The organism is Comamonas sp. 14P8.1.4 (assembly GCF_057799285.1).
The window spans coordinates 18,435-41,776 of sequence record NZ_JBYOKN010000010.1 but is presented as its reverse complement, the minus strand read 5'-3'; the positions used below and the strand labels follow the sequence as shown (position 1 = coordinate 41,776).

The 23,342-nt window shown below is 61.8% G+C and carries 28 protein-coding genes and 1 tRNA gene; 12 read left to right on the top strand and 17 right to left on the bottom strand.

The genetic code is table 11. The features are described 5' to 3' along the window. The first annotated feature begins 128 nt into the window (after nt 1–128). Nucleotides 129–803, top strand: a complete 675-nt coding sequence (locus tag AC27VO_RS13580; RefSeq protein WP_488667252.1) for a lysoplasmalogenase — start codon at nt 129–131, stop codon at nt 801–803. A gap of 49 nt (nt 804–852) precedes the next feature. On the opposite strand, the gene AC27VO_RS13575 is transcribed toward AC27VO_RS13580, so the two are convergent. From AC27VO_RS13575 to ruvA, 5 genes are all read right to left on the bottom strand, one after another. Next, nucleotides 853–1,575: an ABC transporter ATP-binding protein gene (locus AC27VO_RS13575; RefSeq protein ID WP_488667251.1), complete on the bottom strand. Its 723-nt coding sequence runs from the start codon at nt 1,573–1,575 to the stop codon at nt 853–855. A gap of 9 nt (nt 1,576–1,584) precedes the next feature. Then, nucleotides 1,585–2,805 carry an ABC transporter permease gene (locus tag AC27VO_RS13570; protein WP_488667250.1) on the bottom strand — a complete coding sequence of 407 codons (1,221 nt, stop codon included), beginning with the start codon at nt 2,803–2,805 and terminating at the stop codon, nt 1,585–1,587. Between the two features lie 11 nt (nt 2,806–2,816). After that, a complete protein-coding gene (locus AC27VO_RS13565; RefSeq protein WP_488667249.1) occupies nt 2,817–4,076 on the bottom strand; it encodes an efflux RND transporter periplasmic adaptor subunit in 1,260 nt (419 codons plus the stop codon). A gap of 74 nt (nt 4,077–4,150) precedes the next feature. Beyond that, nucleotides 4,151–5,284, bottom strand: coding sequence for a Holliday junction branch migration DNA helicase RuvB (gene ruvB / locus AC27VO_RS13560; protein ID WP_488667248.1), 1,134 nt, complete (start codon nt 5,282–5,284; stop codon nt 4,151–4,153). Nucleotides 5,285–5,290: 6 nt separating this feature from the next. Continuing rightward, nucleotides 5,291–5,869 (bottom strand): Holliday junction branch migration protein RuvA, encoded by a 579-nt coding sequence (gene ruvA / locus AC27VO_RS13555; RefSeq protein WP_488667247.1) that lies wholly within the window; start codon nt 5,867–5,869, stop codon nt 5,291–5,293. A gap of 58 nt (nt 5,870–5,927) precedes the next feature. Between ruvA and AC27VO_RS13550 the strand changes: the two genes are divergently transcribed. The 4 genes from AC27VO_RS13550 (at nt 5,928) to AC27VO_RS13535 (ending at nt 7,975) form a co-directional block, all read left to right on the top strand. Next, nucleotides 5,928–6,875 (top strand): PhoH family protein, encoded by a 948-nt coding sequence (locus AC27VO_RS13550; protein ID WP_488667246.1) that lies wholly within the window; start codon nt 5,928–5,930, stop codon nt 6,873–6,875. 54 nt (nt 6,876–6,929) lie between these two features. Continuing rightward, nucleotides 6,930–7,391 carry an rRNA maturation RNase YbeY gene (ybeY, locus tag AC27VO_RS13545; RefSeq protein WP_488667245.1) on the top strand — a complete coding sequence of 154 codons (462 nt, stop codon included), beginning with the start codon at nt 6,930–6,932 and terminating at the stop codon, nt 7,389–7,391. A 173-nt stretch (nt 7,392–7,564) separates the two neighbouring features. Next, entirely contained in the window at nt 7,565–7,783 is a 219-nt protein-coding gene (locus AC27VO_RS13540; RefSeq protein WP_488667244.1) for a hypothetical protein, read from the top strand. A 116-nt stretch (nt 7,784–7,899) separates the two neighbouring features. Continuing rightward, a tRNA-Phe gene (locus AC27VO_RS13535) sits at nt 7,900–7,975 on the top strand. A gap of 82 nt (nt 7,976–8,057) precedes the next feature. Here the strand turns inward: AC27VO_RS13535 and AC27VO_RS13530 are convergent. The 8 genes from AC27VO_RS13530 to AC27VO_RS13495 form a co-directional block, all read right to left on the bottom strand. After that, nucleotides 8,058–9,038: a tripartite tricarboxylate transporter substrate-binding protein gene (locus AC27VO_RS13530; RefSeq protein WP_488667243.1), complete on the bottom strand. Its 981-nt coding sequence runs from the start codon at nt 9,036–9,038 to the stop codon at nt 8,058–8,060. 37 nt (nt 9,039–9,075) lie between these two features. Next, a complete protein-coding gene (locus tag AC27VO_RS13525) occupies nt 9,076–9,396 on the bottom strand; it encodes a DUF4387 domain-containing protein (protein ID WP_488667242.1) in 321 nt (106 codons plus the stop codon). A 19-nt stretch (nt 9,397–9,415) separates the two neighbouring features. Then, the gene (locus AC27VO_RS13520; RefSeq protein ID WP_488667241.1) at nt 9,416–10,777 is read right to left on the bottom strand and encodes an acyclic terpene utilization AtuA family protein; all 1,362 of its coding nucleotides are present in this window, start codon (nt 10,775–10,777) and stop codon (nt 9,416–9,418) included. Between the two features lie 167 nt (nt 10,778–10,944). Continuing rightward, nucleotides 10,945–11,955, bottom strand: coding sequence for a sigma-54 interaction domain-containing protein (locus AC27VO_RS13515; RefSeq protein WP_488667240.1), 1,011 nt, complete (start codon nt 11,953–11,955; stop codon nt 10,945–10,947). A gap of 83 nt (nt 11,956–12,038) precedes the next feature. After that, nucleotides 12,039–12,860, bottom strand: coding sequence for an NADPH-dependent oxidoreductase (locus tag AC27VO_RS13510; RefSeq protein WP_488667239.1), 822 nt, complete (start codon nt 12,858–12,860; stop codon nt 12,039–12,041). 179 nt (nt 12,861–13,039) lie between these two features. Continuing rightward, complete coding sequence (locus tag AC27VO_RS13505; RefSeq protein ID WP_488667238.1) at nt 13,040–13,453, bottom strand: DUF6691 family protein; 414 nt, start codon at nt 13,451–13,453, stop codon at nt 13,040–13,042. A gap of 3 nt (nt 13,454–13,456) precedes the next feature. Next, complete coding sequence (locus AC27VO_RS13500) at nt 13,457–13,903, bottom strand: YeeE/YedE family protein (protein ID WP_488667237.1); 447 nt, start codon at nt 13,901–13,903, stop codon at nt 13,457–13,459. Beyond that, nucleotides 13,900–14,220 carry an ArsR/SmtB family transcription factor gene (locus tag AC27VO_RS13495; RefSeq protein ID WP_488667298.1) on the bottom strand — a complete coding sequence of 107 codons (321 nt, stop codon included), beginning with the start codon at nt 14,218–14,220 and terminating at the stop codon, nt 13,900–13,902. Before AC27VO_RS13495 ends, AC27VO_RS13500 begins: the two co-directional genes overlap by 4 nt. Nucleotides 14,221–14,301: 81 nt before the next feature. On the opposite strand from AC27VO_RS13495, the gene AC27VO_RS13490 reads away from it, so the two are divergent. The 3 genes from AC27VO_RS13490 (at nt 14,302) to AC27VO_RS13480 (ending at nt 16,451) form a co-directional block, all read left to right on the top strand. After that, a complete protein-coding gene (locus AC27VO_RS13490; RefSeq protein ID WP_488667236.1) occupies nt 14,302–15,228 on the top strand; it encodes an MBL fold metallo-hydrolase in 927 nt (308 codons plus the stop codon). A 78-nt stretch (nt 15,229–15,306) separates the two neighbouring features. Further along, nucleotides 15,307–15,519 carry a hypothetical protein gene (locus AC27VO_RS13485; RefSeq protein ID WP_488667235.1) on the top strand — a complete coding sequence of 71 codons (213 nt, stop codon included), beginning with the start codon at nt 15,307–15,309 and terminating at the stop codon, nt 15,517–15,519. Nucleotides 15,520–15,671: 152 nt separating this feature from the next. Then, nucleotides 15,672–16,451 (top strand): sulfite exporter TauE/SafE family protein, encoded by a 780-nt coding sequence (locus tag AC27VO_RS13480; protein WP_488667234.1) that lies wholly within the window; start codon nt 15,672–15,674, stop codon nt 16,449–16,451. A 17-nt stretch (nt 16,452–16,468) separates the two neighbouring features. On the opposite strand, the gene AC27VO_RS13475 is transcribed toward AC27VO_RS13480, so the two are convergent. Further along, entirely contained in the window at nt 16,469–16,741 is a 273-nt protein-coding gene (locus tag AC27VO_RS13475; RefSeq protein ID WP_488667233.1) for a DUF2798 domain-containing protein, read from the bottom strand. Nucleotides 16,742–16,856: 115 nt separating this feature from the next. Between AC27VO_RS13475 and AC27VO_RS13470 the strand changes: the two genes are divergently transcribed. From AC27VO_RS13470 to AC27VO_RS13455, 4 genes are all read left to right on the top strand, one after another. Then, nucleotides 16,857–17,291, top strand: coding sequence for a MarR family winged helix-turn-helix transcriptional regulator (locus tag AC27VO_RS13470; RefSeq protein WP_488667232.1), 435 nt, complete (start codon nt 16,857–16,859; stop codon nt 17,289–17,291). 168 nt (nt 17,292–17,459) lie between these two features. Beyond that, on the top strand, nt 17,460–18,965 hold the full coding sequence (locus AC27VO_RS13465) for a sensor histidine kinase (RefSeq protein WP_488667231.1): 1,506 nt from the start codon (nt 17,460–17,462) through the stop codon (nt 18,963–18,965). Then, a complete protein-coding gene (locus AC27VO_RS13460) occupies nt 18,958–19,608 on the top strand; it encodes a response regulator transcription factor (protein ID WP_488667230.1) in 651 nt (216 codons plus the stop codon). The genes AC27VO_RS13465 and AC27VO_RS13460 overlap by 8 nt, the downstream gene beginning before the upstream one ends. Nucleotides 19,609–19,733: 125 nt before the next feature. After that, on the top strand, nt 19,734–20,228 hold the full coding sequence (locus tag AC27VO_RS13455) for a GlcG/HbpS family heme-binding protein (protein WP_488667229.1): 495 nt from the start codon (nt 19,734–19,736) through the stop codon (nt 20,226–20,228). A 499-nt stretch (nt 20,229–20,727) separates the two neighbouring features. On the opposite strand, the gene AC27VO_RS13450 is transcribed toward AC27VO_RS13455, so the two are convergent. From AC27VO_RS13450 to dbpA, 3 genes are all read right to left on the bottom strand, one after another. Further along, complete coding sequence (locus AC27VO_RS13450) at nt 20,728–21,036, bottom strand: hypothetical protein (RefSeq protein WP_488667228.1); 309 nt, start codon at nt 21,034–21,036, stop codon at nt 20,728–20,730. Beyond that, nucleotides 21,033–21,470, bottom strand: coding sequence for a DUF6602 domain-containing protein (locus AC27VO_RS13445; RefSeq protein WP_488667227.1), 438 nt, complete (start codon nt 21,468–21,470; stop codon nt 21,033–21,035). Before AC27VO_RS13445 ends, AC27VO_RS13450 begins: the two co-directional genes overlap by 4 nt. 411 nt (nt 21,471–21,881) lie before the next feature. Further along, nucleotides 21,882–23,291 (bottom strand): ATP-dependent RNA helicase DbpA, encoded by a 1,410-nt coding sequence (gene dbpA, locus AC27VO_RS13440; protein ID WP_488667226.1) that lies wholly within the window; start codon nt 23,289–23,291, stop codon nt 21,882–21,884. Between the last annotated feature and the right edge of the window lie 51 nt (nt 23,292–23,342).

Below are 23,342 nucleotides of genomic sequence, written 5' to 3'. Positions count from 1 at the left end.
AACTCCACCGGCTTCAGAGATTGCCCACTTTCACGCGCTGTGGAGCGCCCATGGTGTGGCTCTGCGGACACCATGCAGGGACAGCACCAATGCGCAAGCCTGCGCGCAGGCGGCAGACTACGCCGCTTATGCACACCACCTCACACCGCCTACACCCGCTGCAATGGGCCATGGCGCTTTGCGCCACAGCCACCACCCTCAGCGCCCTGTGGGGCCACTTTGGCGCTTACGCCACTTTCAAGCCGCTGACCATGGTGATCGCGCTGGCCTGTGTCTGGCAACTGGCGGATCGCCACCACCGCTCCACCTGGCTGCTGCTGGCTGGCCTGGCTCTGAGCTTGATCGGTGATGTCTGCCTGCTGACGCCCCGTACCTTCCTGCCAGGGCTGGTGGCGTTTTTGCTGGCGCACCTGTGCTACATCGCCCTGTTTGCGCGCGACAGCCGCTGGCAACCCCACAAACTGGCCCTGCTGGGCTGCCTGCTGGCCGGCGCCGGCATCTATACCTATTTGTGGATGCATGGCCTGCCCGCTGCCATGCGTATCCCTGTGGCCGCTTATGTGCTGGTCATTACCTTGATGGCGGCGCAAGCCATCGGGCGTGCCACGGTGCTGCGCACCACGCCAGCTTGCTGCGTGGCTGCCGGGGCCATCATCTTTGTGCTCAGCGACACCACGTTGGCGATCGACAAATTTGTGGCCCCCGTTCCCGCAGCCCAGCTCTGGGTGCTGGGCACGTACTACGTGGCGCAATGGCTGATCGTGCACGGCATGCTGCCTACACTGCGCGCGTCGCGCCATTAAAAATAAGAGCTACCAGCGCTTACTAAACAAGTGCTAGAGGCCAAAAACACTATAAGTTTTGAAGGCGCTGATCCTGCGCAATCTGCCCATCCACCACCTCCACACGACGATCACAGCGCTCGGCCAGGCGCGGGTCGTGCGTGACGATTAGAAACGCCGTACCTTGCTCAGCGTGGATTTCGCGCAGCAGCGCAAACACATCCTGCGAAGTATGGGTATCCAGGTTGCCCGTTGGCTCGTCCGCCAGTACCAGCGGTGGCCGATGCACCAGGGCCCGTGCAATCGCCACGCGCTGCTGCATGCCACCAGACAACTCAGACGGTTTTTTGTGCAGTGCATCGCCCAGCCCCACGGCCTTGAGCAGTGCGCCGGCACGCGAGCGCTCCTGTGCGCCGACCATGCCCTGCGCCATCAACGCCGGCAGGGTCACGTTCTCCAGCGCCGTGAACGCCGGTAGCAAGTGGTGGAACTGAAACACAAAGCCCAGGCTCTGGCGACGCAGCAGCGTCAGGCCGTTGTCATCGCGTGCGCTGGTTTCCTGGCCCTGCAGCCAATAACGGCCGCTGCTCATGCGCTCCAGCAGTCCCAGCACATTCAGCAACGTGCTTTTGCCAGAGCCCGAAGGCCCCACCAGCGCTATGAATTCACCGGCCTGCACTTGCAGATCGACCCCATGCAGCACTTCCACCTCGTTGGGCTGTCCCACGTTATAGGACTTGCGCACCGCACTGAGCTGCAGCAGCGCCGGTGTTGCATCGTTCTTTTCAGCCATAACGTTCCCTCACACCCGGATGGCCTGCGCCGGGTCCATCGCCGCAGCACTGCGCGCGGGCACTACGGCGGCCAGCACACCACAGGCCGTGGCCGTCAGGGTGGCCGAGAGCACCTCGCTCCAACCCAACGCAATCGGAAATAGCGGGCCACCGTCTTCCCCGCGCACAAAGGCAGTGAACACGGCAATCAAGGCCCATGACAGCGCCACGCCCAGCACCGAACCGACTGCCCCCACCACAGCGCCCTGCAGCAAAAACACACGCAACACCTGCCCACGCGTGGTGCCCATGGCGCGCAAAATGCCGATCTCGCGGCGCTTTTGCACCACGCTGACTACCAGCACACTGGCAATCCCTAGCACCACCACCACCAGCACCACCGCGCGAATCATCGCGGTGCTCATGCTCTGGGCTTTCAAGGCAGACAACAGCTGCGCATTCGTGTCTTGCCAGCTTTCAATCTCATAGGCATAGCGCGCACGCAACTGCTGGGCCAGCACATCCGCCTGCCAGACATCTTGCACCTGCATATCCAGCACCGTGGCACCGCCAGGCACGCCCAGCAGGCTTTGCGCACTGCGCAATGGGATGATGACGGTACGGCGGTTCAAATCTTTCACCCCCATATCCAGCAGCGCCGACACGCGCACACTGTCTGTCACGCTACCGGTGTCGATGGTGAAGCGGTCGCCCGCACGCACACCCAAATCGGCTGCCAGTTCTTTGCCAATCATGGCGTCGCCCGGTTGCAGCCCCCACGCACCTGCAACGATTTTTTCACGCAGATTCACGATCCGCTGATAGCGCTCCAGCTCCACGCCCATCAGCGCCATCGACTGCGAAGCCTCTCCGCGCAGCGCCAAACCCGAGCCGGACACCATGGGGGAGACCGCCGTCACCCCCTGCACTTTTTCCAGCGCAGGCAACAACTGCTGCCAGTTGGCCACCGAGCGCAGGCGCTGCGCACGTGGCTGCGTTTCACTGAGTTCTACCGCCCCAGCCACCGTACTGGTGATGGGCGTGAGCACATCTTCCGGTGCTCGCAAGCTGATGTGCGCCTGCGTCCCCAGCGTCTTGGCCACGGTATTGGCCTGCAGGCCTTGAATCAGCGCGGCAATGTAGGTGATGACCGCTACGCCTGCGGCCACACCGGCCACGATCAGCAGGCTTTGCATGCGGCCTTCGCGCAAAAAGCGCAATGCCACGCGCCACTCAAAGCCCAGAGGCATGCGCTGCGCCATCACGGTGCCCTACGCTGCTGTGCACGCACACGCTGGCCATCCTGCGCTGGTGGCAGCACCACCACGTCCCCCGCCTGCAACCCGTTCGTAATCTGTGCCGCCTGCAAGGTGCGCAACCCGACCTGCACGGTACGCGCCACGGCCTTTCCGCCCTCCAGCACCAGCACCTGCGCCTGCAGACTGCCTTCGCGTGCACCTTGCAATGCCTCCAGCGGCAGCACCAGTGCGCTAACTTCGCGCCCGGTTTCTACAGAGACGGACAACGTCATGTCTTCGCGCAAAAAGACCGGCAGCGCGCCATTCAGCGCCAGCTTGACCTCCACCGCACCGCGCTGCGCATCCACCCCGGGCGCAATTGAGACCACCTGCGCAGGCAAACGCTGATCGGCAAAGGCATCGGCCACCACCTCGGCGCTCTGGCCTTCGCGCAGCTGACTCAAAAAACGCTCGTCCACCTGTGCCACGATCAGTGTCGGGCCATCCAGCGCCAGCTGCAGCAGGGCCGTCCCGGGCTGCACGATCTGACCCGGCTCCACATCGCGCAGCAGCACCTTGCCGGCACTGGGGGCACTCAGGCGGGTTTGCACCAGCTGCGCTTGTGCGGCCTGCAGCGCGGCCTGTGCCTGTGCCACCTGCGCTTGGGCGCCTTGAAGTTCAGCGCCGCCATCGGCCGAGGCCGCAGCCTGCGCCTGCGCGGCCTGCAGCTGCGCTCTGGCCACGTCCAGGGCCTTGCGTTTTTCGTCGAGTGCAGCCTGACTCAGAAAGCCCTGCTGCACCAGTTGCTGGTTGCGCGCCCAGTCTGCCTGGGCCTGGGCCACACTGGCCTGGGCCTGGGCCACCTGGGCCTGATTGCCGATGCGGCTGTTGGTGCGCACATTGGCCAGCTGTGCCTGCGCCTGCGCCAGGCTGGCTTGCGATTGCTGCACGGCAGCTTGCTGCTCGGCCTGCTCCAGCTGCACCAGCAACTGGCCAGCCTGCACGGCATCGCCCTCGCGCACCTGCACCTGCGCTACACGCCCCACCACCGTGCTGCCTACGCCCACGCGCGAGCGGGTTTCAACCCGCGCTGAAAATTGCAGCGTGCGCACCAGCGGCTGCGTCTGCACCTGTACCGCCGGCACTTGCGGGCCGCGCCACTTCTGCACACCGGCATAGCCCCCCACCAGCACCAGCGCAGCCATGCCCAGCAGCAGCCACCAGCGCGGGCGTGCCTGTACCTGGACCTGGGGCTTGTCCGGTGAAGAAATCGGAAGGTTCAAGACGCATCTCCCAAAGAGGCTCTGCACACAGCATCGCACAGGTGCCCAAGCACGCGTGCCAGACCAACGCTTTATTAGTTGAACAGCGAACCTGCCGCCTGTGGTGCCACCAGTCCCAGATGCTGGTAAGCCGCCTTGGTGGCAATGCGCCCGCGCGGCGTGCGCTGCAGATAACCCTGCTGAATCAAGTAAGGCTCAATCACATCCTCGATCGTGCCTGCATCCTCGCCAATGCTGGCGGCGATGTTGTCCACACCCACCGGGCCGCCATCAAAGCGGTGCACCACGGCTTCAAGCAGCTTTCGGTCCATCACGTCAAAACCGCGCGGGTCCACATCCAACATGGACAGCGCTTTTTCCGCCATCACGCGGGTGATGGTGCCGTCGCCTTTGACCTCGGCATAGTCACGCACACGGCGCAGCAAGCGGTTAGCAATGCGCGGCGTGCCGCGTGAACGGTTGGCAATCTCCTGCGCCCCTTCCGGGTCGATCACGGCACCCAGCAGGCCTGCGCTGCGCGTGACAATGCGCGCCAGCTCCTCGGCGTTGTAGAACTCCAGCCGCGCCACAATGCCAAAACGGTCACGCAGCGGGTTGGTCAACATGCCCGCGCGGGTCGTAGCGCCCACCAGCGTGAAGGGCTGCAGATCCAGCTTGATGGAACGTGCCGCCGGGCCTTCCCCGATCATGATGTCGATCTGAAAGTCTTCCAGCGCGGGGTACAGAATTTCTTCAACCACCGGGCTGAGGCGGTGGATTTCATCGATGAACAGCACATCGTTGGCTTCCAGATTGGTCAGCAGCGCCGCCAGGTCCTTGGGCTTTTCCAGCACCGGGCCACTGGTCTGACGCAGATTGACGCCCAGCTCTGCCGCAATGATGTGGCTGAGCGTCGTCTTGCCCAGCCCGGGCGGGCCAAACAACAGCACGTGATCCAGCGCCTCACCGCGTTTTTGCGCAGCGCCGATGAAAATTTCCAACTGCTCGCGCGCCTTGGCCTGGCCCACATATTCCTGTAGCAATTTGGGGCGCAGCGCGCGCTCCAGCGCTTCTTCGTGCTTGTTCACCGGCGCGGGCGAGATGGTGGGGCTGCGCACGCTGCCCTCGGCACCTTCAGCGGCGGGGGCTTTGGGCGCTGCCTTGGCGCGGGGTTTGCGCGCGGGCGCAGGGGCAAAGCCCTCGCCAAAATCTTCGGTGTGAATGCTCATGGGCGCTTACTTTGTCAAAGCCTTGATGGCCAGCTTGATACCGTCAGAGACCCCCACATCGGCGGGCAGCCCCTTGAGGCCGATGGCTGCTTCTTTTTCGCTGTAGCCCAGTGCCAGCAGCGCCTGCAGAATGTCGGACTGCGCATCGCTTTTGACCTGTGCGGCCGCACCGCTGACCACAGCATCGCCCAACTTGCCCTTGAGCTCCAGCAGCAAGCGCTCGGCCGTCTTCTTGCCAATGCCCGGCACTTTGACCAAACGACCCACTTCCTGCAGCGCCACAGCCTGTGCCAGCTCATCAATGCTCAGCCCTGACAGCAGCGACAGCGCCATGCGCGGACCTACGCCGGTGATCTTGATCAGCGCGCGGAATGTCTGACGCTCTTGCGCGGTCGCAAACCCATACAGCAACTGGGCATCCTCACGCACGATAAAGTGCGTAAGCAGGCTGATTTTCTCGCCCAGGTTGGGCAGGTTGTAGAACGTGCTCATGGGCACCTGCACCTCATAGCCCACGCCATGGCAGTCCACCAAGACTTCTGGCGGGTTCTTCTCCAGCAGGGTTCCAGTCAGTTTGCCTATCATTGCGATCCTTTTTGTGCAGCCGGTTTGGCTGCGACTTTCCTAGCAAGGAATTATCAGCGTGATCTTGCGCCACACCTTCACACCCCACAACAACACCCGCCTGACCCACCTGTGTGGCCCTGCAGATGCCCATCTGCGCACCATTGAAGTGGGTCTGCAGGTCAAGATTGCGCACCGCCACGAGCAGTTCAAGGTGGATGGCCCCAAAGCCAAGGCTACGGAAGCCATGGAGTTGCTGCAAGCGCTGTATGAAATGGCCGACGACCCCATCAAGGAAGAAACCCTGCAGCTGATGCTGGCCGGGGACGCCGAGATGATCGAAGCCAAGCCTGACGCCATCCAGCTCACCACCCGCCGTGCCGACCTGCGTGCCCGCACGCCCAACCAGGCGCTGTACCTGCAGAACATTGCCGAGCATGACATCACCTTTGGCATCGGCCCCGCTGGCACCGGTAAAACCTATCTGGCCGTGGCCTGTGCCGTCGATGCGCTGGAGCGCAGCGCCGTGCAGCGCATTGTGCTGACCCGACCGGCCGTCGAAGCGGGCGAGCGCCTGGGCTTTCTGCCCGGCGACCTGACGCAGAAGGTGGACCCCTATCTGCGCCCCCTGTACGACGCACTGTATGACCTGATGGGCTACGAGAAGGTGCAAAAGGCTTTCGAGCGCAATGCACTGGAGATTGCCCCCCTGGCCTTTATGCGCGGGCGCACGCTGAACAATGCCTTTGTGATTCTGGACGAAGCGCAGAACACCACGCCCGAGCAGATGAAGATGTTCCTCACCCGCATCGGCTTTGGCGCCAAGGCCGTGGTCACGGGTGACGTCAGCCAGATCGACCTGCCCAAGGGCGCAATGAGCGGCCTGATTGACGCAGAGCGTGTGCTCAAGCGCGTCAAAGGCATCTCCATCAACCGTTTCACCAGTGCCGACGTGGTGCGCCACCCGCTGGTCGCGCGCATTGTGGATGCCTACGACGCCGGCAACGGTGGGCGCTCGGCGCGTTAAAACCATAAGTATTGATAGCTACTAGCGCTTAATTCATAAGCCTTAGAGGCCAAAATGACTCTGAATAATATCGATCTCTCTTTGCAATTCGGCACGTTTGACAACCTGACCGCGCACCAAGCCCTGCTGACCGAAGCCAAGGTCACCCAATGGATCAAGCATGCCCTGGCTGTGGATGCCGAAATGGCCGTGCGCATTGTGGGCGTTGACGAAGGCCAGGCCCTGAACCTGCAGTACCGCAAAAAAGACTACGCCACCAATGTGCTGACCTTCAACTACCAGTACGAACCCACGGTGCAGGCCGACCTGGTGATCTGCGGCCCGGTGATTGAGCGCGAAGCGCAGGAGCAAAACAAATCGCTGGAAGAGCACTACGCCCACATGGTGGTGCATGGCACCTTGCACGCCCAGGGCTGGGACCACGAAACCAGCGAAGCAGATGCCGACGAGATGGAAGCCTACGAGACCGAGATCATGGCCGAGCTCGGTTTTGCCGACCCCTACGCCAAGGACTGACGCACCGCATGTGCCACCAAAAAGCGCCTGACCGGCGCTTTTTTTATACCCACGATACCCACCAGCCTTTTGCAGCGCCGCAGCTCTGGCACCATGTAGGTCATGGCACACGACGGGGTGCTGGCACGACCAGTCCAGCCCCAGTCCATCACTACATACAGAGAGGGCACCCGATGAAGACCATTGACGAGATGCTGCACCTCGAGCTGTTGACCACCGATCAGCACGCTTTTATCAGCGAATGGATTGCCCAATCCCGCACACCCGAGCGCATTTTGCAAATGCCCGCCCCCATGTGGGAGGCACTGGAGCGCGCCAGCGAAAGCATGGGCGTGCACGAAGACCTGCTGCGCGAACCCGCCCTGGATGGCGGTTTTGTCAACGCACCCTAACGCGGCAAACGCCCTGCCCCACGCCCCAGAGATGGCAGGCCGCGCATCTTTTTCAGGATTTTCTTAAAACCCCCAGAAATTTGCGCTACAATCTCCTTCTCACTTAAACAGTGAACGGCTCGGTAGCTCAGTTGGTAGAGCAGCGGATTGAAAATCCGCGTGTCGGCGGTTCGATCCCGTCCCAAGCCACCAAATTCAAAAGCCCCAGTTCAGCAATGAACTGGGGCTTTTTCGTATCGACTCAGGATCAGTCCATACCGTCGGCCTTGCACACTCACTCGGTCAGGATTTTTTTCTCCACCGCAATTTGTTTCCAGCGCTGCAGGTCCACAGGAATACGCGCCTTCAATGCGGCAGGTGACAGATCAGCAGGCACCGTGCCGTCCATTTCCAGCAGCGTCAAAACTTCCTTTTCTTTGGCAATCTCGCTGATTTCACGGTTGAGCAAATTCACCAATCCTTCCGGCGTTCCCGCAGGCGCAAACACAGAGACCCAGATTTCTGCTTCCAGCCCGGGTGCAACCTCTGCCATGACCGGCAACTTCGGGAAAGCCGCCGAGGGCTGGCTGCTGGTGACCGCCAGTGCCTTGACCCTGCCTGCCTGAATTTGCGGGGCCAGTGAGGAGTAGTTCGAGATCATCATGTCGATTTGCCCAGAGGCCATGTCCAGCAGCGCATTGGCTGCGCCTTTGTAGGGCACATGGGTCATCTGGATATCTGCGGCTTTACCCAGCATCTCTGCCGACAGATGGGCGATAGAGCCATTGCCGGAGCTGCCATACGTGATGGTGCCGGGGCTGCGCTTTGCCGCCGCCACCAACTCCGAGGGAGAGTTGACCGGCATCGACGCTGCCACAGCCACCAGCATGGGGCCCTGCCCCACCAGCGCCACCGGCGTGAAAGCGCTCACAGGGTCATAAGGCAGTTTGGCCTGCGTCACCCCTGCAGTGAGGAACGTCGAAGACGTCAGCAGCAGCACAGAGCCATCAGGGCGGCTTTTGGCCACTGCATCCGCACCAATCGTCCCCGCCGCCCCAGGCTTGTTCTCCACAATCACCGTGGTGTGCAAGCGCTTTGCCAGAGAAGGGGCAATCGCACGCGCAATCGCATCGTTGCTGGCCCCCGCAGAAAAGGGCACCAAAATTTTAATCATGGGTGGAACTTGCTGGGGCGCTTGCCCCGTTGCCGCATGACCACTGGCCATGCCCCACACCGCCACAGTCAACGCACCAACATACTTCACTAGATTACGCATGGTTCCGCCTCCTCAGTGGATAAGTTGATTCAAACCTTCAGACTGGCACGTCGATATCAAGCAATGGCGCATATTGCTGCGCACCAAAAATGTCACCGTCTCCGGCACTGCCGCTGGGCGAGCGGCGGTACATGGTGAACTTGATCGCCAGCCCCGGGTCGTACTCGACAAAATCGGAAATGCGCTGCGCTGGCACTTTGAACAGCGTCTCCATGGTTTGCCTGCTGATGACACCAGAGCGCTTCACCGCCTCGTAGGTCTTGGTATCGCGAAAAATAATGTCGAACGTGATCTTGTTGACCCCTGCGTTCTTGCTGCGGATCGTCTTGGCCAATGCACTCAATTTTTGCGTTTTCATCGTTATTGCCTCTCTTGACTTAAACACCTGCCTCAACCACATGCGTCGGAAATAATTCCAGCGGATCGTCGACTTCCATGGTGTGGTTGAGCGTCCAGCGGTATGCCGGGCTGGCGTGCAGCACTTCGTCCAGGGGGAAAGCAACCGAGCCTGCCGTACCTTTGACGTCCGGCAGTCGGGCATAAAACATCTGGCGCAGGCCAATCATGGTCAGCTCTTCCGCCATCTCCTTCGTCGGTGCAACACCCTGCACCATCACGCACAGTTCATGCCCAGGCTGATCGCGCAAAGGCTCCAGCTCGCCCATCACACCATCGCGGCCATACACGTTGTAGTGCAGTGCGTAGCCACTCTCACCAAACCGCAGACGTGCCTGCTCACGCGCCCATGCAATGACACGATCCACGTTCGCAATGGTGTAGGGGTCGCGGATGCCGCACAGGCCCACAAAACGCTCTCCCACCTTGCCCGCGCCTTCGAGCTTGACGCGCAATCGCTGGGCGGGCTCAAACTTGGAGCCCGTAATACGGGTGGTTCGCTCCGAGAACTGCTCGTAATGGCAGTCGGCCATATTCAAACGGCCACCAAGCACATACTCCTCATAAGGATTCGAGCGCTCGTACATGGCATGACCCGAGACCGATGCGATGGTGCAGCGCTGCACCGGCGACATGGCTGTCACCTGCACATCCTCATGGGATATCACCCCCATGACCGTTTCCTTGCCGCCGTAAGGCTCGGCGCAGAACGAGGCGCACTCCAAGACCTTGCCCAGGTAGTACGCATGATCGGCCGCAAACCCATGGTGCAGAGCCGGTGCTGCAAACACCGCCGCATCGGAGCTACGCCCCCCGATGATGACGTCCACACCCTGACGCAGCAATTCCAGATAAGGGTGCACGCCCGCCACCGCCACAATGCGGTCCGTGGCAGACAGCTCCGCATCCGTCAGGTCCTCAAACCCATCCAGCCCCTGGACCGCGCTGCCCGACTGCATTTTTCGACGGACCACGTCGGTGCTGACTTCGGAGTAGAAATAGCCAATCTTGAACTTGGGCAACCCGTGCTGTTGCGCCAACTCTTGCAGCAGGCGTACATACAGGTCCACCCGGCTGTTGGAGCCGGTATCCCCCGCAGAGCCGATGACCATGGGCACCCCTAATTTGCGCGAGGCCAGCAGCATCCGCTCCAAGTCGTGACGCTGCCACGCTTCAGGGCTGGTGGATGTATCCGAGCCCAAAGGCACCGGCCCCACATCGTCACTGCCGGAATCCGCAGCAATGTAGTCCGGCTGTGCCTCCACGCCGATGTTGAAACTCTCTTCGCGCAAGGGCGCAAAGCCAAGATGGCCATTGGGGCAAATGATTTTCAAGTTGTGCATTTCAGTGGTTCCGTAAACGTCACGAAAGACATGACGCCAGAACCTATTGCACACAGCATGCCAAGCTCAACCCAATCTAAAATCATTGAAAAACAATCACTTAAGAAAACAAAAAAATCAAAATCGCGTGCATCTCACGCAACTGCGTGAAAACTTCACCTTCAACGTTACAACGATGCGGTTGTCTCCCAGCGAATATTGAGCTTCTGGATTTGATGGCGCAGCGCATGGCGCGTGAGCCCCAGCACCTGGGCCATTTGCGTTTGGTTGCCGTTAGTTTGAGCAAATGCCTTCGCGATCAGTGCACGCTGAAACTGCTCTGTCGCTGCCTGGTAGCTCCCCACCATCTCATCCACTGACTGTGCTTGCACTGGCGCCGCTACGGGCACCGCCACATCCCTCAAAATGCGTGACGGCAGGTGCTGCATCTGAATGCGATGCCCATCCTCAAGCAGGCAAATGCGCTCGAGCAGGTTCTCCAGCTCCCGCACATTGCCCGGCCACGCATAGGTTTTGAAGATCTGTTGCACATCCGGATCAATCTCGGTCATGTGACTGCCATGCAGGCGATTGAAACGATCCAGCCGATGCTGCGCGAGCAACAAGATATCGTCACCCCGTTCGCGCAGTGGCGGCACATTGATTGCCACAACCTGCAGGCGGTAATACAGGTCTTCCCGAAACCTGCCCGCCTTCACTTCGGACAGCAGAATCCGGTTCGTCGCTGCAATAAACCGCACATCCACCTGCAGCGGCTGCACTGCGCCCACTTTGCGGAAACTGTGGTTGTCGAGCAGCGTCAAGATCTTGGCTTGCATCACAGGGTCAAGCTCACGCACCTCGTCCAGGAACACACTGCCGCCGTGGGCTGCTTCAATCAGTCCCTGCTTGCGCTGCACCGCCCCTGTAAAAGCACCGCGTTCATGCCCAAAAAGCTCCGACTCCAGCAGCTCTGCGGGAATGGCAGCGCAGTTGATATCCACCAACGGCGAAGCCCTGCGCGCTGACAGTGCGTGAATGCTGCGCGCCACCAGGCTCTTGCCGGTGCCTGTTTCACCGTAGATCAGAATTGTCTTGGCCTGGCTCTGTGCCACACGCTGCACCAGTTGCCGCAATGCCACCATGGAAGCATGCTCACCAATGAGTGCAGCAGCCAGTGAGAAATTGGTGTGATCCATGCCCCCTCCACTCATTTTTCATGCCAACGTGTGCGGCTCTACCGCCCACCGCGCACGACGGATGTGGCGCGGTGGTGGCGTTTTTAAATGTCTTTGTACTCAAACCCGGCGTTGCGCAGGGCTTCAAACAGGCGGTGGCGGCCCGTCAACGACTCGGGCGTCAGCAGGCGGTCCACTACCTGCGTGCTCCAGTCCATCTCGCGCATGCCGTTAGCTCGCATGAAAGCGCGCAGCGAGGCGTTGTAGCTGCCAATTTCTTCCGCCTGATCAGCAGGCACCTGGTACTGCTCGCGGTGCAGCACCGCGCTTTGCGGCAGGCGGGGCTTCACTGCGGCTGGGCGCTCCGGATCGGGGTGGCCCACCACCAGACCAAACACGGGAAACACATTGCTGGGCGTGCCCAGCACCTTGGCCACTTCTTCGGGCTGGTTGCGCATGCCGCCCACAAAGACGGTACCCAAGCCCATGGCTTCGGCGGCCACGACGGCATTTTGCGAGGCCAGCGCCGCATCAATCACGCCCATCAAGAACGTGTCCAGATAGTGCAGGCCCACGGGCTCGCGCTGCTGCGCCTGTGCCAGGCGGTCAATGCGCGACAAATCAGCCAAAAACACCAGCACCAGGGGCGCTACGGCCAGGTGCTTTTGCGGCCCCACCAAATTGGCCAGCGCCTCGCGCCGCGCTTGCGACTCGACCGCAATCACGCTCCAGGTTTGCAGATTGGACGAGGTGGGTGCCGACTGGGCGGCCGCCACCAGCGTTTCAATGGTGTTCGCGGGTAAGGCATCGCGCAGGAAGTGGCGCACCGAGCGGTGGCTCAACATGGCATCCAGCACGGGCAGTTCGGGCAGGGTCAGGGCGGGCGCGTCATCTCCGTAGCGCGCTTGCAGGGCTGTATTCGTCATCGTGCTTGTTCTTTCTGGCTAGGCATCAGCCGCACATTCTAGAAAGCCCCAAGCACTGTTTCAGCGGATACACCTGCCAGAGCCCCTGCATGATTGGTAGCAGCCTGCGCTTGACCCACAGCGTTTCAAAGTCTTTTACTGCTGAAATCCAGGCAATTCCAGCGCTTGCAGCTTCCTTATCAGGAGCGACTGACCCACTGGTGCTGCAACCACATGCCCGCCAGCATGGCTACCACAAACAGCCACACCGCACTGTGGCCCGTGGCTAAGCTCATCACCGCCGGGCCTGGGCAAAAGCCAGCCAGCCCCCAGCCCACACCAAACATGCCCGCCCCCGCCAACAACCGGCCATCCAGTGCCGTGGCCGTTGGCATCTGCATGGGGGTGCCCAGCAACGCCGTCTGGCGTTTTTTGGCCCATGTGAATGCCAGCAGCCCCACGGCAATCGCGCCGCCCATGACCAGCGCCAGCGATGGGTCCCACGCCCCGAAAAAGTCCAGAAAGTTTTGTACTTTGGCGGGGTCTGCCATGCCCGAGAGCATCAAGCCCAGTCCGAACACCAACCCCGCCACCAAGGCCACCAGTGCTTGCATGATTTAGCCCCCCAGCACATGGCGCAGCACCCACACCGTGGCTGCACCGGTTGCCATAAAGACCAGCGTTGCCGCCAGCGAACGCAACGACAGCCGCGACAAGCCGCAGACACCGTGACCGCTGGTGCAGCCCGAACCCAGGCGTGTACCAAAACCCACCAGCAAACCGGCGGCGACGATCAGCCACGGGTTGTCAGGCAGGGTAACCTGCGGCAGCGGCGCAAACAGCTGCCACACCCACGGCGCAGCCAGCATGCCCAGCACAAACGCCAAGCGCCAGCCCCACTGCTGCGGGCTGCGCCAGGTGCTGGCCTGCAGCAAGTGACCCACGATGCCGCTGATGCCCGCAATGCGCCCCAGCGCCACCACCAAGATGGCGGCCGCCCCGCCAATCAACACGCCACCGGCCAGCGATGCACCCGGCGTAAAAAGCTCCCACGCAATGCTCATGCCTGCGCTCCTTCACAAAACAATTGGTGCACCAGCTGCATGAGCTGCAGCGCGCGCGCATCGGCGGCCTGGTAGCGGATAAATTTGCCCTCGCGCTCGGTGCTCACCAGCCCCTCGCGGCGCAGCACGCCCAGTTGCTGCGACAAGGTGGGCTGGGTGATGCCCGTCAGCTGCTCCAGCTCGCCCACCGTGCGCGGCTGCATGGCAATCTGGCACAGCAGCATCAGCCGGTCTTCATTGCCCAGCACTTTGAGCAGCGCCACCGCCTCACCCGCATGGGCGCGCATGGCGTTCACGTCCAGCGCAGTGGCATCCATAGGGATGGTGGTCATGCCGTGGCACCCTTCGCAAGCATTAAATTCATTTTTCATATTATATTTAAAAGTATATTGAATACTGTGAGAGCCCCTGCTGCCCTGCACACCGAAGCCTTTTTTGATGCTGTCACCGGCACCGTCAGCTATGTGCTGGCCGACACAGCCAGCGGCCAGGTGGCGGTGATTGACCCCGTGCTCGACTTCGAGCCCAAGTCCGGCACGCTGACCAGCGCCTCCAGCGACCACATCATCGACTACGTGCGCAGCCAGGGCTGGCAGGTGCAATGGATTTTGGAGACGCATGCCCACGCCGACCACCTCTCGGGCGCGCAGCACATTCGCCACCAACTGGGCGGCAAGGTGGCCATTGGCAGCCACATCCGCACCGTGCAACAGATGTTCCGCAGCGTCTTTCACTTTGAGCGCAGCTTTCTGCCCGATGGCAGCCAGTTTGACCACCTGTTTGAAGACGGTGAACAGTTCCTGGTGGGCAACCTGGCCGTCACCGCCTTGCACGTGCCCGGCCATACGCCGGCCGACATGGCATACCGCGTCGGTGACGCTATTTTTGTGGGCGACACCCTCTTCATGCCCGACGTGGGCACGGCACGGGCCGACTTCCCGGGCGGCGATGCCGCGCAGCTGTACCGCTCCATCCAGCGCATCCTGGCCCTGCCTGCGCACACCCGCATCCACGTCTGCCACGACTACCCACCGCCCGAGCGTGGCCCGGCGTGGACGTGTACCGTGGCCGATCAAAAAGCCCGCAGCATTCATGTGCACGACGGCGTGAGCGAAGCCGCCTTTGTCGCCCTGCGCAACCAGCGCGACGCCACGCTGGCCATGCCCACCCTCATCCTGCCCTCGGTACAGGTCAATGTGCGGGCAGGCAAGCTGCCGCCAGCGGCCGGCGATGGACGCACCTACATGCAAGTGCCTATCAACGCTTTTGGTTCCGGCGCTGGCGCACCCGACGGCGTGTGGCAAGCTCACGCTCTCTCGTCCTGATCTGTTCCGCCATGAATTCGACTTTGCACATTGTTTTGCACGCCCCCGATGCCGAAGGCCTGCAACGCGCCCGCATGAATGCCGTCAACGCCCTGCGCGCCGAACCCCAGACCCAGGTGCGCATCATCGCCAACGCCGCACGCACAAGCCGATGCGCTGACCTACCTGTGCCCCAACACCCTGGCCCAGCTGCAACGCAGCGGCCATGCGCCCCTGCAGGTGCTGGGCGAGCCTGCCGTTCTGGCACTGGCACGGCTGCAGGTCTATGGCTGGGCCTACATTCGCGCCTGAGCAGCCCGCACTAGCCCCGCAGCAGTCCAAAGTCCTTTGACTTTTGCGCGACCCGCGAACGCAGGCACACCCACTAAGATCCCGTTGCACCGCACCACCCTGGTGCGGTTTGTCCCTCTACACACACAACACCAAGGACACGGGAGACACACATGGACATTCTGGGCATTGGCCCCTGGGCACACATCGCCCTGTTGCTGGCCGCCGCCTTTGTGGCGGGCGCACTCAATGCCGTGGCTGGAGGCGGCAGCTTTCTGACCCTGCCCGCGCTGGTATTCACCGGCATTCCACCCGTCACCGCCAATGCCACAGGCACCGTCGCCCTGCTGCCCGGCTATGCCGCCAGTGCCTGGGGCTTCAAGGAAGACATGGCCCCGCCACCGGGGCTGACCATGGGCACCTCCATCGCCCTGTCCCTGCTAGGGGGCGCCGCCGGCGCGGCACTGCTGCTGTTCACGCCCAACGACACCTTCCGCCGCGTGGTGCCCTGGCTGCTGCTGGGCGCCACCGCCCTGTTCGCCTTTGGCCCGCAGATCCGCGCCTGGGCGGCCCGCAGCACCGATGCCCAGGCCCCCGCCAGCGCCACCAAGGCCGCAGCCGGCATGCTGGCCGTGGCGTTTTACGGCGGCTACTTCAACGGTGGGCTGGGCATTCTGTGCCTGGCGCTGTTCAGCCTGCTGGGACAAACCCAGCTCAACGCCATGAACGGCATGAAGAACCTGGTCTCAGCCCTGCTCACCGCCATTGCCGTAGCCATCTATGCGGCGGGCGGCATTGTGGAGTGGAAGCACGCCCTGCTCATGATGGTGGCCGCCACCTTGGGCGGTTACGGCGGCGCCCGCGTGGCACGCAAGATTCCGCCCACGGTGCTGCGCTGGGGCATTGTGCTGACCGGGCTGGTCATGGCCGTGTTGTTCTTCTTGAAGGGCTAGGCGCAGCCCGTGCCCCTTCAGCTGGGCGTGGACTCCACGGTCAGCGCCACCAGCTTCATGACGATCGGGCGCACCAGCAGCACGCAGAAAAAGGCCACCGGCATGCCCACGGCATAGGCCCGCAGCACGCGCAAGGCGTAGCCATCGCCCACGCCGGTGGACAGCGCCACGATGGTCGAGCACATCAGCGCCCCCATGATGGACGCCATAAAAAACGAGAACACCAGCGGCGTATAGCGGCGTGGCAGCTTTCTGCGTGGGGACGCAGTAGGGGTAACAGGTGTGGACATGGCATCAAGGCCCCGCTGCACCGCCCAGCAATGGGATGCGCAGTTGGACAGGTAGTTGTTTAGTTGATAAAGTCAATCATAATTAATTGATTGACTTTGTCAACTTAATGACCGTATGACCACCCCCATCGCGCTTGAAATCTTTGACAGCCTGCATGCCTTCATGCACCTGTGCCGCACCCGCATGCGCAGCGGGCTGGAGGCCGCCAACCCCGAGCTGACCTTCAACGAAGCACGCGTGCTGATGTACACCGGCAGCCACCCGGGGCTCACCCAGAAAGACCTGATTGAGCGCAGCCACACCGACAAGGCCCAGATGACCCGCCTCCTCGCCACGCTGGAAGCGCGTGGCTGGCTCACCCGCACCCCCAGCTACGACGACAAGCGCGTGCGCTGCCTGCACCTGAGCCCACAAGGCGCACAACTGGTGCAACAGCTGCAAGCCGCGCAGCTGCAGGTGATGGAAACGCTGATGCAACCGCTGCCGCCTGCGCTGCAACAGGCACTGCTGGAAGGCCTGCAGCGGGCCAACACGGCGCAAGACGCTTAGTTTTTGAGAGCTAACAGCGCTTACTCCATAAGCGCTAGAGACAAATTTCATGCCAAAGTTACTCACAGCACACCAGCCACACACCGCCTGCTGCGCCGGGCCGCTGCGGCCACCCCGCATTCAGCCCTGATCAGCGCCGGTTGCTGGGGCAGTGCCAGAATCCTGCGCATGACACGGACACCTTCCTGGCTGGGCTGGCTGCTGGCCTGGGCCTTGGCGGCGGGCAGCGGCTGCGCTTGGCTGGCCCAGCAGCGCCTGGACGAACTGCGCGAGGGCTTTACCACCAACGCCCGGGTCGCCCACCGGCTGCTGAGCCAGCAACTGGCCCAGCACGACGCCATTTTGGCCACCTTGACACTGCTGCAACCCGCGCTGGGTGCGGACGCCATGGCCAACGCCGGCGCCACCGGTTTGTCGCGCCTGTACCCGCAGGTGCTGGGCGTGGCCCAGCGCCAGGCCGACCAACCCTGGCCTGCGCGCTGGCCCGCTGCGCTGCGCGAACTAGAGCAGCAATCACAAGCCAGCGGCCACGCCCACATGGATGCCAGCCACCTGGCCGACGGCAAGCTGTACGTGGTGCAGCACGGCCAACCAGCCAGCTATGCCCTCAAGCTCGACCTGCGCGCCACCATTCCGCAAGACGAATGGCCCTACCCGGCCAGCCACAGCCCCGTGCGCATCTGGCTCAGCCAGAATGGCCAAGACCTGCTGCTGCAAGCGGGGGCGCCTGAAGCTGCCACGCCCGGCTGGGCCTGGTCGGTCAGCAAAACCCTGTCGTCTCCCAGCCAGGTGCTGGAGCTGCACGAGCGCTACAAGCTGCACCCGCGCCTGCTGCCCTGGTGGAGCATGCTGGCCTGGCTGCTGGGCTGTGCGCTGGTGGTGGCTGCCTTGCGCGCGGCCTGGCAACAGCGCGCCGCCCGCCAACGCGCCGAACAACTGCTGCAATACGGCCACATTGCACGGCTGAACACGCTGGGCGAGTTGGCCGCCGGCATGGCCCATGAACTGAACCAGCCGCTGACCGCCATCCTCTCCAACAGCCAGGCTGCGCGCCGCCTGCTGGACGATGCCGAGCCCGATGTGCCCGCCGCGCGCCAGGCCATGCAGCAAGCGGCCGAACAGGCCAAGCGCGCCTCCGCCGTGATTGGCCGCCTGCGCCGTCTGGTCGAGCGGCCCGATGCCGATGCACCCACGCAACCTGTACCCATCGCCCAGGTGCTGCACGACACCTTGCAACTGCTGCAGCCCGAGCTGCGCCAGCGCCAGGTGCAGCTGCTGCAACCCGCCCCCGCTGCACCGCTGACGGCCCAGGCCGACCCGATTGCGCTGCAGCAAATTCTGCACAACCTGCTGCTCAATGCCTTGCAGGCCATGGACGGCCTCGCACCCACACAGCGCCAGCTGCACATCGCCCAGCGCCAGGAAGGCCACACCATTCACCTTGTCGTGCAAGACAACGGCCCCGGCATTGCGCCCGAGATTCGCACCCGCCTGTTCACCCCCTTCACCACCACCCGCGAACAAGGGCTGGGCCTGGGGCTGACCTTGAGCCAGGGCCTGGCCGAAGCCATGGGCGGCGAGCTGCGGCTGGCCGACAGTGGCCCGCTGCACGGCGCCTGTTTTGAACTGCTGCTGCCCGCCAGCACCCCGGCTGCCGGAGGCGCCCATGCATAAGCCGCACGACCCCCATTCGCCACTGATTCACCTGGTGGACGATGACCAGGCCGTGCGCGACAGCCTGGCGCTGCTGATTGGCACCGTAGGCCTGCGCGTGCAGACCTGGGCCGACCCCGCCGCATTTGCCGCACAGTTTGACCGCCAGGCCATCGGCGCCATCGTGCTGGATGTGCGCATGCCCGGCATCAGCGGCTTGCAGTTGCTCACCCAGCTGCGGTTCCAGGGGGTAGACCAGCCCATCGTGCTGCTCACCGGCCACGGCACGGTCGACATGTGCCGCCGCGCCTTCAAAAGCGGCGCGGCCGAATTTCTGGAAAAGCCGGTGGACGATGAGGTGCTGCTGGAGGCGCTGCAAACCGCCGTGCGCCAGCACGTGCGCCTGCGCGCCCGCACCCAGGCCGACCGCGATGCCCAGCAGCGCTACGACCAGCTCTCGCCGCGCGAGCGCGAGGTGCTGGCGCTGATCGTTCAGGGCCTGACCAACAAAGAGATTGGCCGTGCGCTGGAGCTGTCGCCGCGCACCGTGGAAACCCACCGCGCCAACCTGTTTGCCAAGCTGGAAGCCCCGTCGCTGGCCGGGCTGATCCGCCACTACGCCCAGCTGGCCGAAGCACACGCCGCGCCACCCCAGCAGGGCTGAGCCCTCCGTAGTTCTACGCAGTCACTGGCGTAGCCGCACGCATGGTGCCGCGCGCCCGCTGCGCCTACAGTTTCATGCAGACGCCGCGACCAGCGGCGCTCCCCCCATTTGCAAAGGAACTGTCGATGTCACGTCTTGCCACCACCGCCCTCACCCTGGCCCTGGGCCTGCTGGCCACCGCCGCCAACGCCCAGGCCGTGCGCACTGAAAAGAACATGTCGCTGGAACTGGCCAACCAGATCGCCGCCCGCAGCGTGGCCGCCTGCGCCGCCAACGGCTATGCCGTCACCGCCACCGTGGTCGACCGCGCCGCCACCGTACGCGCCGTGCAGCGTGCCGACAACGCCGGCCCCCACACCCTGGAAGGCAGCCGCCTGAAGGCCTACACCGCCGCATCGGCCAAGAACAGCACGCTGGCCATGATGGAAGGCAGCCAGAAGAACCCCGGCGGCGCCAACCTGGTGCACATCCCCGGCTATCTGCTGCTGGGCGGTGGTTTGCCCGTGAAGGTGGGCAACGAAGTGATCGGCGCAGTGGGTATTGCCGGTGCGCCCGGCGGGCATCTGGATGACCAGTGTGGTCAGACCGCCTTGGGTCAGGTGCAAGATTTGCTGAAGTAATTTTTTCAGCCCGCCTCTGTGGGGCCCTTGGCTTGGCCTTGGGTCTGCCGCATTGCAAGCGCCAGCGTTCATGGATTTATGAGCGGCTGGCGCTTGTTGCATAAGGGCTATAGGTTGATTTTGTTGTTATTGCTGTTTTGAGTTTGGCTGGCCGCTTGTCGCGCGGCAGGCGACTTCCTTTTCTTGCTTGCACAAGAAAAGTAAGCAAAAGAAGTGCACACCTCTACCCGCGTCCCTTTGGGCTTTGCTGCGCAAAACCCAAGCGGGCAACCTGCGGTGCTCGATCACAGGGTGGGGCCGCAGAACTCACTGCGCGCTTACAGCGCTGCGCTCAAACAGCTGCGGCCAGCCAGATGACGAAGCAGATGCGTCCTACGGCGCATCTGCCCCCCTGCGCTCTGAGCGCCTCGGCACGGGTAGGAGGGCTTAAGACTGCCTAGCGACAGAGCCAAAAACGAAGAGCGGATTGGAAATCCACCTTTCAAAGCTCCTTATAAATTTAAATTTCTTCATATCTTTTAGCAAATATATCTCCGCCTAATATATAACTACCAGGATTAAACCATCTCATTGATGCCTCTCTGTCAACAAGAGTATTGACAAACCCTGTTATAAATAATGCAAAGAAGGAAAATGGATCTTTATAATCTTTAATCGTAACACCATGCCAGCCTTTATTCCAAATCCAGTAACCCTTACCTAAAACTACAATTACTGTAAATACAGGCGGCTGTTCATCATACTTCATATACCTTATAATTTCATCTCCATCAATATCTGAGTCAAATGCAAATAAAACCGTTTTCATTCCGGTATTCTCATAAGATATAGATCCATCATCTTTTTTCTTGGAAATCTTTTTAGTTCTCTAATTGACTTTCCAACCTCTATAGCACTTCTAATTTCAGTAGCATTAAGAGTACTTTTAATCTCAAATGCATATTCACAACACTCCGCAGGGAATATGCCAAATTCTTTATTTAACATTAGCGGTGGTGCCAATTTTGTCTCATAGACCAAAAGATCTATTTGTCTTGACATATAACCAGAAGTATCTGCCACTTTACCTGTACCACATTTAAAACTATGTGTCAAATAAGGTTCCACACAATTTTTCAAAGCAATTTCTCTTATTGCCCCAGAAAGCGCTGGATGCCCAATAGTTTCGGCACAAATCTTCGCTTCAGAAGAAGCTTTTGAGATGCGCTCAACGATCAAGTCGTAATAAACACTTCTTTTCATTTTTATAAATCCTAGGCAAAAGTATTTTTATAAGAAGATAAAAATCATCAAATTATTAACGCCATTACCCCGCGCGCGCAAGCGTCGCGCCCCACTTCGTGGAAGTCCTTCATTTTCCCGGCGGCTGCTTGAACGGAGCGACGCAGGAGCGCAGTGAGTTCCGCCGGATAGCCGTCGGCAGACGCGCTTCTTTGGTGACTTTCTTGTCGCGGACAAGAAAGTTACTCGCCCGCCGGTGCGACGAACCGGCCTCGGACATCAGTGCTACAACCAGCACCAAAACAATAAGCACAACAAACCATAGCTACCAGCGCTTGCTACATAAGCGCTAGACCCCAAAAACACTACAAAAACAAAAAAGGCCACCAGTCTCTCAACCAGCAGCCTTCTTCCAAAAACCTGAAAAGATTTTTACAGCACACGTGCCCGCACGCTCTTGCCCTTCACGCGTCCGTTATTCAACTTAGCGCAGGCTTCGGCAGCAATCCGGCGATCCACCGCCACATAGGTGGAAAAGTCATTCACGCTGATCTTGCCGATCTGGTCCTTGGCATAGCCAAAGTCTGCGCACATGGCACCCAGCACATCACCCGCACGGATTTTTTCCTTGCGGCCACCGATGAGCTGAATGGTCATCATGGGCGGCAGCAAAGCACCACCGGGGGCGGGCGTCAATTCGGCCACTTCGAACCATTCCGAGTTGCGCTCTTGCAGTTGCTCGATCTTGGCCACATAGGGCATCTCGTCCATGGCCACCAGGTTCAGCGCCAGACCTTCGGCATCGCCGCGGCCGGTGCGGCCAATGCGGTGGATGTGCACTTCCGAATCCGGTGTCACGTCCACATTGATCACGCAGGCCAGGTTGGCAATGTCCAGGCCGCGCGCGGCCACGTCGGTGGCCACCAGCACGCTGCAGCTGCGGTTGGCAAACTGCACCAGCACTTCGTCGCGCTCGCGCTGTTCCAGCTCGCCGAACAGGGCCAAGGCGCTGATGCCCTGGGCTTGCAGCTCGGTCACCACGTCGCGGCATTGCTGCTTGGTGTTGCAGAACGCAATGGTCGATTCAGGGCGGAAGTGCGCCAGCATCTGCACGACCACGTCGACCTTTTGCTTGTGGGGCACTTCGTACCAGCGCTGGGCAATCTTGGCGGTGCTGTGCTGGGCGGCCACCTTGACCATCTCGGGCTCGCGCATGAAGCGGTGGGCCAGCTTGGCGATGTCGTCGGGGTAGGTGGCCGAGAACAGCAGGGTCTGGCGCTGCTCGGGGCACTGCTCGACCACGGTGGTGATGTCGGCGTAAAAGCCCATGTCCAGCATGCGATCGGCTTCGTCCAGCACCAGGGTCTGGATGCTGGAAATATCGAGCGAACCACGGTCGATCAGATCCATGATGCGGCCCGGTGTGCCAACCACGATGTGCGCGCCATTTTCCAGACTGGCAATCTGGTTGCGCGTGGGCACGCCGCCGTAGACGGTGACGACCTTGATGTTCTCTTGCGCACGGGCCAGGCGGCGGATTTCGGTGGCCACCTGGTCGGCCAGCTCGCGCGTGGGGCACAGTACCAGGCCTTGCACGGCAAACCAGCGCTGGTTCAGGCGCTCCAGCAGGGGCAGGCCAAAGGCGGCGGTTTTGCCGCTGCCGGTGCTGGCCTGGGCGATCAGGTCACGGCCCGCCAACGTCAGGGGCAGGCTGGCCGCCTGGATGGGCGTCATCTGCTCATAGCCCAGCCCTTGCAGGTTCTGCAAGGTGCTAGGGTGCAGGGTGAGCGAAGAGAACGCCGTCGAAGCGGTTGCGCCTGCGGCGCTGGTGGAGGTAGTCATAGCCCCCAATTATCCGGGGAGCGGCGGTGGCACGGTGTGGCGCGCGGGCAA